General features: G+C 38.9%; 8 protein-coding genes. 6 read left to right on the forward strand and 2 right to left on the reverse strand.

Going from position 1 to position 12,982, the window contains the following annotated elements; genetic code table 11:
• The coding region (locus QZ620_RS10845; RefSeq protein ID WP_295181521.1) for an amidophosphoribosyltransferase at positions 1-1,782 on the forward strand (1,782 nt) is incomplete at its 5' end.
• Between the two features lie 420 nt (positions 1,783-2,202).
• Here the strand turns inward: QZ620_RS10845 and QZ620_RS10850 are convergent.
• A complete protein-coding gene (locus tag QZ620_RS10850; protein ID WP_295181523.1) occupies positions 2,203-2,811 on the reverse strand; it encodes a superoxide dismutase in 609 nt (202 codons plus the stop codon).
• Between the two features lie 177 nt (positions 2,812-2,988).
• Here QZ620_RS10850 and QZ620_RS10855 point away from each other — a divergent pair, with 177 nt between their 5' ends.
• The 5 genes from QZ620_RS10855 to QZ620_RS10875 all read left to right on the forward strand — a co-directional run bounded on the left by QZ620_RS10855 (position 2,989) and on the right by QZ620_RS10875 (position 12,406).
• On the forward strand, positions 2,989-6,099 hold the full coding sequence (locus QZ620_RS10855; protein ID WP_295181524.1) for an exodeoxyribonuclease V subunit beta: 3,111 nt from the start codon (positions 2,989-2,991) through the stop codon (positions 6,097-6,099).
• A 43-nt stretch (positions 6,100-6,142) separates the two neighbouring features.
• Entirely contained in the window at positions 6,143-7,339 is a 1,197-nt protein-coding gene (gene kbl / locus QZ620_RS10860) for a glycine C-acetyltransferase (RefSeq protein WP_295181526.1), read from the forward strand.
• 181 nt (positions 7,340-7,520) lie between these two features.
• Positions 7,521-8,945: an OmpA family protein gene (locus QZ620_RS10865; RefSeq protein WP_295181528.1), complete on the forward strand. Its 1,425-nt coding sequence runs from the start codon at positions 7,521-7,523 to the stop codon at positions 8,943-8,945.
• Positions 8,946-9,006: 61 nt separating this feature from the next.
• Entirely contained in the window at positions 9,007-11,757 is a 2,751-nt protein-coding gene (locus tag QZ620_RS10870; protein ID WP_295181530.1) for a PD-(D/E)XK nuclease family protein, read from the forward strand.
• Complete coding sequence (locus QZ620_RS10875) at positions 11,744-12,406, forward strand: alpha/beta fold hydrolase (RefSeq protein ID WP_295181532.1); 663 nt, start codon at positions 11,744-11,746, stop codon at positions 12,404-12,406. Before QZ620_RS10870 ends, QZ620_RS10875 begins: the two co-directional genes overlap by 14 nt.
• Here QZ620_RS10875 and QZ620_RS10880 read toward each other — a convergent pair.
• Positions 12,403-12,982 (reverse strand): FtsW/RodA/SpoVE family cell cycle protein (locus tag QZ620_RS10880; protein WP_295181533.1); only part of this gene is annotated, 580 nt, incomplete at its 5' end. The two genes, QZ620_RS10875 and QZ620_RS10880, sit on opposite strands and share 4 nt — an antisense overlap.

Below are 12,982 nucleotides of genomic sequence, written 5' to 3' on the forward strand. Positions count from 1 at the left end.
CTTATGGAGAAACAGCACAACCGTAGTCAGGATGGTGCAGGTTTTGCCAGTATCAAATTGAATACAGCACCGGGTGAGCGTTACATTAGTCGCGTAAGGTCTAATGCTGCACAGCCAATTCAGGATATTTTTGAACAGATCAATCAAAGGATCAACGATGAGATCCTGGCGAATCCCGAGTATGCAGATGATACTGAGCTTCAGAAGAGATATATCCCCTACCTGGGCGAAGTTTTCCTGGGCCATGTTCGCTACGGAACCTTCGGAAAGAATAGTATAGAAAGCGTACACCCATTCCTGAGACAGAACAACTGGATGCACCGTAATCTTATAGTTGCCGGGAATTTTAACATGACTAATGTAAACCAGTTGTTCGATAATCTTGTAGAACTTGGTCAGCATCCAAAAGAACGTGCAGACACTGTGACGGTGATGGAAAAGATTGGTCATTTCCTGGATTCTGAAGTAAGGAAATTATACAAGAAGCTGAAGAAAGAAGGCTTTTCCAAAAAACAAGCATCTCCACATATCGCCGAGCAGCTTGACGTGGCGAAGATCCTGAGAAAGTCTTCAAAGAACTGGGATGGTGGTTATGCCATGGCAGGGATGATTGGTCACGGTGATTCCTTCGTACTTCGGGATCCTGCAGGGATTCGTCCCGCATATTATTATAAGGATGATGAAGTGGTTGTGGTAGCTTCAGAAAGACCTGTGATTCAAACAGTATTCAATGTAGATTTTGATGATGTTCACGAATTACCTCCGGGGAACGCGATCATTACTAAAAAAAGCGGAGAGGTAAATATTACCGAGATCCTTAAACCTCTGGAACGAAAGGCCTGTTCTTTTGAAAGGATCTATTTTTCCCGTGGTAGTGATGCTGAAATTTATGAAGAGCGTAAAATGCTTGGTAGATTACTCATGCCAGATGTATTGAAAAGCATTGAACATGATACCTTAAAAACTGTTTTCTCATTTATCCCTAATACCGCGGAAACTTCTTTCTATGGAATGGTGGAAGCCGCTCAGGATGAACTAAACAAACAGAAAAATGAGGCGATCCTGGAGGAAAAGGAAACACTAACAGATGCCAGACTTCAGGAAATCTTATCCCATAGGCTTAGAACTGAAAAGATCGCGATCAAGGATGTAAAATTACGAACCTTTATTACTGAAGACAGCAGCAGAGATGACCTCGTGGCCCATGTTTATGATGTGACTTACGGCGTGGTAAAACCCGACGATAACCTGGTTATCATCGATGATAGTATTGTTCGCGGAACTACGCTGAAGAAAAGCATCATTAAAATGATGGACAGGCTTAAACCGAAGAAGATCGTTGTGGTTTCCTCTGCTCCTCAAATACGATATCCGGATTGTTATGGAATTGACATGGCCAGGTTGGAAGATCTTGTTGCCTTTAGAGCCGCATTGGAGCTGTTGAAGGAATCTGACCAATATGAGATCGTAGAAAAGGTGTATGAGAAATGTAAGCAACAGGTAGATCTGGATGATGCTCAAGTGCAGAACTTCGTCAAGGAAATGTATGATCCCTTTACTAATGAACAGATCTCTGACAAGATCTCTGAATTATTATGTGATACTGATGTAAATGCTGACGTGAAGATCATTTACCAGACGGTAGAAAACTTACATAAAGCCTGTCCGAAAAACCTGGGTGACTGGTACTTTACCGGTGACTATCCCACTGCCGGCGGGAACCGGGTAGTAAATCGGGCATTTATAAATTTCTATGAAGGAAATACAGACAGAGCATACTAAATCGCTCTTCAACTAGTAAATATGCATTTGGTCTAATAATATTTGTAGCTAGGTTTTATCTATCTACATTAGTACCATGCCATAACATAAGTAGGTTAAGTTCATGGTAGATTTGGGGCAAAAAAAGGTGGATTCATTCCGCCTTTTTTTATGTCCGGTCGGTAAATTTCTCGAGGTGGTAAATACCTATATTTTTCTGTTATTAAGCCAATTAACTATTTTTAACGCATTTCATCTAAAAGATTGATTTGCAACGAACATTCGAACTATATTTATTAGACCATAGCATAAGTAGGTTAAGTTCATGGTAGATTTGGGGCAAAAAAAGGTGGATCTTGATCCGCCTTTTTTTATGAATACAACTGAACAAAAAAAGACCGCCATTTGGCGGTCTTCAATGTTTAGAAAATCAATTCTATATTATTTTGCTTTAGCGTATCTGCTGGAAACTTCTTTCCAATCGATCACATTAAAGAATGCATCAATGTATTCAGGACGCTTGTTCTGGTAGTTCAGGTAATAAGCATGCTCCCAAACGTCTAGTCCAAGAATTGGAGTTCCGCCACAGCCAATTTCAGGCATGATTGGATTATCCTGGTTTGCAGTAGAACAAACTTCTACCTTTCCACCACTATGTACACATAGCCATGCCCATCCAGATCCAAATTGTCCAGCAGCTGCATTAGAAAATTTCTCTTTAAAAGCTTCGAAAGAACCAAAAGCGCTATCGATCGCTGAAGCTAGTTCGCCTTCTGGTTTTCCTCCACCATCAGGAGACATTACTTCCCAGAATAAGCTGTGGTTGTAAAAACCACCACCATTGTTTCTAACCGCTTTATTAGACATGTCAAGGTTTTGAAGAATATTTTCAATATTCTTTCCTTCCATATCTGTACCTTCAATAGCATCGTTCAGTTTTTTGGTGTAACCGGCATGATGCTTATCATGGTGAATTTCCATTGTTTTTGCATCTATATGTGGCTCCAATGCATCAAAAGCATATTTTAATTTTGGTAATTCAAAAGACATAATTATCTGATTTTTTTGTGATTAGTACTTTATATTCCTTCAAATTTAGCCATTAAGGCATTTAATGGAAATTATTTACTGTTATAAATTACTTAAAAGCAATGCCCGGTTTCCAGTCATTTTTATTTTAACTTTAAGCTTTGTACAAGCTCTCAAATCTCAATATTATAGCCGAATTTGGAAAATTTCTTTCATATCTATAACGCCTCTGCAGGCTCTGGAAAAACCTTTACACTCGTAAAGCGTTATCTCAGTATTTTATTCAACTCCAATCGAAAGGATAGCTATAAAAATATCCTTGCCATCACCTTTACCAATAAAGCTGTTGGTGAAATGAAAAAACGGATCATAGAAAGCCTGGCCAGTTTCTCGAAAGAAGATTCTGCTCAGGTAGATCCTTTAATGACCGCGATCATGGAAGAAACCAATCTTTCAGAAAAGCAAATTCGTGAGAAATCCCGGGAAATCCTTAAAAGCATTATTCATAATTATGCTGCTTTTGAGATTTCAACTATAGACGGATTTACGCATCGGGTGATTCGCACTTTCGCTCGTGACCTTGGTATACCCATGAATTTTGAAGTGGAAATTGGAGCGGAAGATATTCTTATGGAAGCGGTAGACAGCCTTATTAACCGCGCCGGTAATGATGAGAAATTAACCCGTGTGCTGGTGAACTACACCCTGTCAAAAACAGATGATGATCGCAGCTGGGATATAAGTCGAGATCTTTACGAGATATCGCGTTTGCTCATCAACGAAAATCACCAGAAAGAGATCGCAGTACTTAAAACCAGAACGCTGGAAGATTTTGCTGCATTTGCGAAAAAGTTAAGGGCAGATATGCTTGAAGCTGAAGAGGGGTTAAAAACTTTTGGAGATCATTTTTTTGAAGTTATCCAGAACGCAGGACTGTCAGAGGAAAATTTTAAAGGTAAGTACATACCCAAGCATTTTGAAAAATTGCAGCAAGGTGATATGTCGGTTGCTTTTGAGAGTGCGTGGGCAAAGAACATTGCAGATTCCCCAATGTATGCCAAAACCAAAGCCAGCAAGGATATTCAAATAAGCATGGATTCTTTACAACCTGAAATTGTGGAGATTTTCGAAAATTCCAAAAAGCTATTCTTTCATCTGGAATTTCTTACTGAGATCCGGAAAAACCTGGTTCAGCTTTCCTTGATCAATGAAATAAACCGGGAAATAGAGCTGATTAAGAAAGAAAAAAATGTGATTCTTATTTCAGAATTTAATCCAAAAATAAGTGAACAGGTAAAAGATCAACCGGCTCCTTTTATTTATGAACGACTTGGAGAACGTTACCAGCATTATTTTATTGATGAATTCCAGGATACATCTACCATGCAATGGGAAAACCTGGTGCCACTTATAAGCCATAATCTTAGTCAGGGCGAAGAAGCATCTGGTATTACGATCGTGGGTGACGCCAAGCAGAGTATTTATCGCTGGCGAGGTGGCCGGGCAGAACAACTTATCGACCTTAGCAATAAAAAGACGAGTCCGTTTCAGGTAGAACAGGTTCTTGAGAACCTTCCGAATAATTTTAGAAGTGGATCCACCGTGGTGAACTTCAATAATAGCTTTTTTCAGTATGCTGCGACCCTTTTAACACATCCTGAATATGCCGATTTATTTAAGAATTCAGCACAATCGCCTAAAAAAGGTGAATTTGGTTATGTGAACGTAAGTTTTGTAGAGGCGAAAAATGCTGAAGAGCAACTGGAAGTCTATCCTCAAAAGATCTTCGCAACCATCAAAGAACTGGAGGAGCAAGGCTATTCCAAGCAGGATATCTGCATTCTCACCAGGCGTAAAAAAGAAGGAATTGCGATTGCTGAATATCTTTCGGAACAGGGAATTTCAGTAATTTCTTCTGAAACGCTTCTGGTTTCCCAATCTTCGGAAGTTAAATTAATTGCAGATCTACTGAAGTTTTCCCTGTATCCCGAAGACGATCAGCTAAAACTGAAGATTTACGAGCAGTTATCACCGCGATACATTTCCGAAGAAGAAAGTTTCCCGGTACTTGTGGAGCATTTGCCTAAAAATGGACAGGAGTTTCTGGGTTGGCTGGATTCTCAATTGGTAAGCTTTGATCTCATGGAGATCAAAAGATTGTCGATTTACGAAGCCGCAGAATATATCATTCGAAGTTTTGAACTTGTACAGCAATCCAATGCGTACATCCAGTTTTTCCTGGATTTTATATTTGAATCTGCTCAAAAAACATCCAACAGTCTGCATTCTTTTCTTGAACTCTGGGAACGGAAAAAGGACAGGCTAAGCATTGTGGTTCCAGAAACCGATGATGCCGTACAGATCATGACCATCCATAAGTCGAAAGGTCTTGAATTTCCTGTAGTCATTTATCCTTTTGCAGATGCAGACCTGCAAAATACGCGAATGGAAAACCTCTGGTTGAGCGTTCCAGATGAAAATATTCCGCTGGCTTATGTAAGTGCTTCTAAAAAATTACTGAACTGGAATAAGGAAGCGGTTGAGAAATATAATGACCTATTGAGCAAAAATGAGCTGGATACGTTGAATTTACTCTATGTTGCCTGTACACGAGCTGCGGAACAGCTATATATTATGACCAGTCACGAATCTTCAGATAAGAAGACCCTCAATATTTCAGGAATACTGAAAAACTTCCTGGAATCTGAGTCTAAATATGACGATTCTCTGGTTTGCGAATTTGGAGAAAAGTTAAAGTATTCTTCCGAAGAGAAAAAAGGAAAAACTTCTATTTTCCCGGAACAATTCTATACGTCCCCGGTTCAGAACAAAGCTGTAAATATCGTAACGAGATCTGGTGCAATGTGGGATACAAAGCAGCAGGAGGCTATCGAAAAAGGTGAAATTGCTCACGAAATCCTGGCCAGGATCAATTCATCTCAAGATCTTGAAAAAGCCATGGACTGGGCTGTAAATTCAGGATTAATAAGGGAAGAATCAAGGACAGAGATCTCTGCCACCATCGAAAAGATCATTCAGCACAAAGAACTGAAGCATTTGTTTGCAGAAGATGTGCAAAACAAGAATGAAAAGGAGATCATTACTCAGGATGGTAACCGATTGCGTCCAGACAGATTGAACTTCAGTAATAATAAGATCACCATTATAGATTATAAGACCGGTGGATTTGTGGATACTCATACCCGCCAGGTTTCAGAATACGCGAAAGCCATGACCAATATGGGTTATGAAGTGGAGAAATCTCTGCTTGTATATACGAACGAACCGGTTCAGATAAGGATTGTATAAAAGAATTATAACTTTGCACGAGAGTGAAAATTAAAATATTGATATGTACGGAAAAATAAAAGAGCATTTAGAAAAAGAACTTGAGGAGATCAAAAACGACGGACTCTTCAAAAAAGAACGAATCATTACCGGACCTCAGGACGCGGTAATCAAAATATCTACCGGGCAGGAAGTGATCAACTTTTGTGCGAACAATTACCTGGGATTATCTTCGCATCCTGAGGTGATACAGGCTGCAAAAGACACTATGGATACTCATGGTTTTGGAATGTCCAGTGTACGTTTTATTTGTGGAACCCAGGATATTCATAAAGAACTGGAGCAAAAGATCGCAGATTTCTACGGAACTGAAGATACAATCTTGTATGCTGCATGTTTTGATGCCAACGGAGGGATTTTTGAGCCACTGCTTACTAAGGAAGATGCTATTATTTCAGATTCACTAAATCACGCTTCCATTATTGATGGGGTGAGACTATGTAAAGCTGCACGTTATCGTTATCAAAATGGTGACATGAAAGATCTTGAAGAGCAATTAAAGACAGCCAACGAAAAAGGTGCTCGTTTTAAAATGATCGTGACAGATGGTGTGTTCTCCATGGATGGCCTTGTTGCTCCATTGGACGCTATTTGCGATCTGGCAGATAAATATGATGCGTTAGTAATGATCGATGAATGCCATGCCACCGGTTTTATTGGCGAGAAAGGAATTGGTACACTGGAAGAAAAGAATGTTCTTGGGAGAGTAGACATTATCACGGGTACATTAGGAAAAGCACTTGGTGGCGCCATGGGAGGTTACACCACTGCTAAAAAAGAGATCATTGAACTATTAAGACAAAGATCAAGACCTTACCTGTTTTCAAACTCATTGGCCCCTGCGATCGTAGGAGCATCCATTAAAGTATTTGACATGCTGGAAAATGATTCCAGTTTAAGACAGAAGTTAAAAGAGAATACTGCTTACTTCAAAAAAGGTGTTAAAGATGCCGGTTTCGAGATCATTGATGGCGAAGCAGCAATTGTACCGGTAATGCTTCATGATGCAAAATTATCCCAGGATATGGCAGATAAGTTGCTTGATGAGGGAATCTACGTGATAGGATTCTTCTATCCTGTGGTTCCAAGGGGAAAAGCAAGAATTAGAGTCCAATTATCTGCTGCACATAACAAGGAACATCTGGACAAAGCAATTCAGGCATTTACCAAAGTTGGAAAGGAATTAGGAGTGATTAGCTAAAATTAACTTCTTATTTAATGATTGAAGAAGGCTGATTTCATTGAAAACCAGTTGTTAACAAGGCTGAAAACCCTTTGGAATCGCGCTCTAATTAAGAAAACTTTATTATTTTTACTTTTGTTAATATGCATTAAGCATATACTTTTGCTTACTATTAACACTTAAAACTAAACTATTAAATATGAAACATCTTAGCAAAATTGTATTGGCTTCTTTGCTGTTTTTGGGCTTAACTACGGCTCAGGCACAGGATGCTGACAACCCTTGGGCAATTGGTATTGGTGCCAATGCAGTCGATTTTTATCCAACCGGTGAGGATGCTCCTCTAGGTGGATGGTTCGACCAGTATTTTAATACCGGAGATCACTGGAACATTCTTCCATCGGTTTCTAAGCTTTCTGTATCCAGATATATTGGTGCAGGATTTGTAGGAGAATTGAGTGGTACTATTAACCAGATCGACAAGTATGGTGATAGAGGAGTTCAGGATCTTTCTTACTATGGTGTTGACCTTGGATTAGATTACAGCCTTAGAGCACTACTTAATGACGGATGGATTGATCCTGTTGTTGGAGTTGGTGGTGGTTACACTTGGATTGGTGACCAGGATGGGGAAGATATCTCTAACCTAGATGCTGCAACTCTTAACGGTAAAGTAGGATTGAACTTCTGGTTTTCAGATAACATCGCTCTTACTGTAGAATCTAAGTACAAGCACGTATTTGAAGCTGAAATGGCTTCTCACTTCCAACATGCTGCTGGTGTTAAGTTCATGTTCGGTGGAACTGATACTGACGGTGACGGAGTATATGATAAAGATGATGAGTGTCCAGAACAACCAGGTCTTGCTGAGTTCAACGGTTGCCCAGACTCTGATGGTGACGGGATCGAAGATCGTCAGGATGCATGTCCTAACGAAGCTGGTCTTGCTGAATTTGACGGATGTCCTGATTCTGATGGTGACGGTGTAGCTGATCCTGATGATGATTGTCCTGAAGTTGCAGGTCTTGCTGAAATGAACGGTTGTCCTGATGCTGACGGTGATGGTGTAAGAGATGACGAAGATGAGTGTCCTGAAGAAGCTGGTCCAGCTGAAAACAATGGATGCCCATGGCCTGATACTGACGGTGACGGAATCCTAGATAAGGATGATGACTGTCCTGAAGTAGCTGGTGTTGCTGCATCTAATGGATGTCCAGAACCAACTGCTGAAGTAATTTCAGAACTTAACGAATATTCTAAGACTGTACTTTTTGACTTGAACAAAGCAACTATCAGAACTGAATCTGAAGAAGCTCTTAAGTCTATCGTAGATATCATGAATGAGTATCCACAAACTATCTTCCACATTGGAGGTCACACAGATAGCTCAGGAAGTGATTCTTACAACATGAATCTTTCTAAAGAACGTGCTGCTTCTGTAGCCACTTTCCTTGAAGAGAATGGTGTACCTTCTAACAGATTGACTTCTGAAGGATATGGTGAAACTCAACCAATTGCTACTAACAGTACTGCAAAAGGAAGACAGGATAACAGACGTGTTGAAATCTCTCTTGACAAAGACAAAGAGATGAAAGACAAGTCTAATGAAGAGTCAATGAACTAATTATTGAATTATTCATATAAGAAAACGCTCCGCATTGCGGGGCGTTTTTTATTTTAGGGCTATGAAATCATTCATCTGCGAAGTCCTGGAAAACCTAAGGGCTACCAATCCAAAAATCTCTGAGCTGGTCATTATTCTTCCCAGCAAAAGGGCCGGTGCTTATTTACTTAAAGAACTGGCTGCGATCACAGAAGAAACCATCTTCGCACCTACGATCTATAGTATTGAAGAGTTTACAGAGGTCATCTCGAAACTACAGGGAATTGACAATACCGTCACCCTTTTCGAATTTTATAACGTTTATAAAGAACTAACTCCTGAAAATGAACAGGAAACATTCGAAACCTTCGTGACCTGGGCGCAAAGTCTTATTCATGATTTTAATGAAATAGACCGATACCTGATCGATCATAAACCTTTCTTTGATTACCTCTCAGGTATACAGGATATAAAACACTGGTATCTTCAAGAAAAAAAAACAGAATTGATCGAGAAATACCTCGCTTTTTGGAAAAGACTTCCAGATTATTATGAATCCCTTGCCAACAGGTTGCTGGAAAAAGAACAGGGATATCAGGGCCTTATTTATCGGAAGGCATCAGAGAACATCGAGGAATATTCGGCCGGTATAACTTCAAAGCATGTTTTTATTGGTTTCAATGCTTTAAATGCTTCAGAACAGTATATCATTCAATTCATGCTGGAGAAGAATAAAGCTGAAGTTTTCTGGGATCTTGACGAGCATTTCTACAAAGATCGTGAACATGGTGCTTCTTTGTTCCTGCGGCAATACCTCCAAGACTGGAAATTTTACCAGCAAAACCCAAAGCCTGAATTTAACAATAAGTATTCCGAAGAAAAGGATATTCAGCTCATTGGCGTACCTAAAAATATTGGGCAAGCAAAATATCTAGGCGAGATCATTACCGCTCTCACTTCCGAAGAACTGGAGAATACGGCGATAGTACTTGGCGAAGAAGACCTCTTATTACCCGTTTTAAGCTCACTACCAGATCATATAAATGATTTGAATGTAACTATGGGTTTCCCCATAGATAATGCACCTGTAAGCTCTCTTTTTGAAAATATCTTTAATATTCATATCTCAACAAGTAAGGATCATTATTATAAAGATGTTCTTGGGATCATAAATCATCCGGCTTTGTATGAAATCATTTCAGCTGATGCAGATAGGTTGATAAAAAAAATCAATAAAGACAACCTTGTTTATTTGAAGTCTGAAGAAATTCTGGGAGAATTCAAGGATGAAAATCGAAGAATAGCTGAACTATGTTTTAAACCGAAAAACGATTCGGTTACCAGATTTTCTGAGGATGTACAGGAACTCATACAGATTCTTAAAGTACATTTAAAGGCGAAAGAAGATAGGATTTCTCTAGAGTTCTTATATCATTTCTACCAACTCTTCAATAAACTGGAAACTCTGAATGAGAAGTTTACCCATATAAAAACGATCAGGTCTTTACATGACTTTTATAAGGAACTGGTAAGTACTGAAACGCTGGACTTCCAGGGTAGACCTTTTAAAGGATTACAACTTATGGGAATGCTTGAGTCACGGGCACTTGACTTTGAAACTGTGATTATAACCTCTCTTAACGAAGGTACACTGCCTGCAGGAAAATCAGAAAATTCATTTATTCCCTATGATCTAAAACAGGAATATAAACTGCCTACCTACCGGGAAAAGGATGCGGTGTATACGTACCATTTTTACCGATTGTTACAACGCGCAAAAAAGGTTTTTCTATTATATAATACAGAAGCAGACGGACTCAACTCTGGAGAGAAGTCCAGATTCATCACTCAGTTGGAGATAGAAAATATTCCAGCGCACCATATCACCCAGCATCTTATTAGCCCGATGGTACCCGCTAACGGCCAAAAGTTAAGAAAGGTAGAGAAAACTCCGCGAATGATGGAGAAGATCAGGAGTCTTGCTGCCTCAGGATTTTCACCATCAGCATTAACTACGTATATGCGCAATCCGCTGGATTTCTATAACCAGTATGTGCTGGGAGTGAGAGATCAGGAAGAAGTGGAAGAAACAGTGGCTTTTAATACACTGGGAACAGTAGTACATAACGCACTGGAAAACCTATACAAACCACTGGAAGGAGAATTACTATCCACAGAACTTGTTGAAAGATTTAAAAAAGAAGCGAACACACTGATCGAAAAAGAATTTGCAGAAAATTATAGCAAGGCGCCATTAGATAAAGGCCGGAATTTACTGATCTTCGAAGTAGCTAAAAGATATATGCGCAATTTTCTGAATTTTGAAATTAAGAGACTGGAAAATGGTAGTGATATTCAAATATTACAGATCGAAAAAGATCTTAAAGTCCAATTACCAATAGATCATCTGCAATTTCCGGTTTATTTGAGAGGTAAAGTAGACCGGGTTGAAAAAACGGATGGAGTGACCAGAATCGTGGATTACAAGACCGGAAAAGTCGAATCGAAAGACCTGATCGTAAAGGACTGGAGTGAAATAACAAAAGATTATGACAAATTCGCAAAAAGCTTTCAGGTTTTAACTTACGCCACCTTGATATCACTTGAGAAAGATCTTAAATTCCCAGCTGAAGCAGGAATCATATCTTTCAAGAATCTTAGATCAGGATTTCTTAAATTTCAGCTGAAAATTGACAAAAAACCAGACTATTTGATTCAGGAAGAAACCCTGGAAAATTTTCAGAAAGAGCTAAAAAAATTAATAATGGAGATCTGCAATCCAGAAATTCCATTTATCGAAAAAGAAATTAAAAAACACTATGGAAGTTTCTAAGGAACAGAATATCATCATCGAGGGTCGTCACAACAAACCAATTCCAATGGACCTTATTTTCAAGGATGATGGAAAACCAAAACCGGTGGTGATCTTTTGTCACGGATATAAAGGTTTTAAGGACTGGGGTGCCTGGGATAAAATGGGCGAACTAATTGCTGAAGCAGGCTATTTCTTTGTGAAGTTTAATTTTAGTCACAATGGAACAAGTCCAGAAAATCCAACGGAATTCTACCAGATAGAAGCATTTGGGGATAATAATTATACCATTGAGCTGGACGATCTACAATCTGTTATTGACTCACTTCTATTACCAACTTTCAAATTCGGTCAACACCTGGATCCTTCAGATATTAGTTTGATAGGTCATTCCAGAGGTGGAGGAATCACTGTATTAAAGTCGGCTCAGGACAAACGAATCACCAAACTTATTACGCTTGCATCAGTTTCAGATTTTGGATCAAGATTTCCGGAAGGAAAAAAACTGGAAGCCTGGGAGAAAAAAGGGGTTCAGTACATCGTAAATTCAAGAACAGGGCAGCAATTACCTCATCACTACCAATTCTACAAGAACTTTAAGGAAAATAAAGAGAAACTTAATATAATTAAGATGGCAATTAAAAAACGAGTTACTATCTCCATCAATTAGGCCATCCTTTTTTTATGTGCATTTATAGACATTAGAATGCCAAACCCTATCATCAATGATGCTATGTATGTGCCGCCAAAACTTAACAAAGGCAAGGGAGCGCCAACTACTGGAATAATGCCGATAACCATACCTATATTTACAAAAATGTATAAAAGCAACCCAAGCCCTAAAGTTCCTGCAAGTATCCTGTTAAATGAATGTTTAGTTGGGCTTAAAACTTTACAAAAACCACTTTTCCCTCCCAGAAATTCCTTAAGACCATCACAATTTCTAAAATCGATGAAAATGGTTTGATAACCGTTAATTTTTTTATAAAATTTCTTATATTTAAACTCCTCTCCGTTGTGATTATAAAAAAATATTTCTAGTTTTCTATTTTTTAGTTCAACAGGCCCATTTATAAATGTTAAAAATGAAAAATTTGTATCATCTAAATACACATCGAAACCAGTTTGCAGGCCATTTAAATTTTGGTTGGCAATTTCATCCTCAATATTGTTAAATATTCTTTGATTAGTGTGAACGCAGGAAACCCCATCATCTGTTTCATAAAATACCTGAATTGCTGGGAAT

The sequence above is a fragment of the uncultured Christiangramia sp. genome (assembly GCF_913046405.1).
GTDB classification, from domain to species: Bacteria; Bacteroidota; Bacteroidia; order Flavobacteriales; family Flavobacteriaceae; genus Christiangramia; species Christiangramia marina.

Excerpts from the sequence above, each read along its gene's own strand:
- QZ620_RS10850 (WP_295181523.1), bottom strand. The coding sequence starts at position 2,811 with ATGTCTTTTGAATTACCAAAATTAAAATATGCTTTTGATGCATTGGAG.
- kbl (WP_295181526.1), top strand. The coding sequence starts at position 6,143 with ATGTACGGAAAAATAAAAGAGCATTTAGAAAAAGAACTTGAGGAGATC.
- QZ620_RS10865 (WP_295181528.1), top strand. The coding sequence starts at position 7,521 with ATGAAACATCTTAGCAAAATTGTATTGGCTTCTTTGCTGTTTTTGGGC.
- QZ620_RS10870 (WP_295181530.1), top strand. The coding sequence starts at position 9,007 with ATGAAATCATTCATCTGCGAAGTCCTGGAAAACCTAAGGGCTACCAAT.
- QZ620_RS10875 (WP_295181532.1), top strand. The coding sequence starts at position 11,744 with ATGGAAGTTTCTAAGGAACAGAATATCATCATCGAGGGTCGTCACAAC.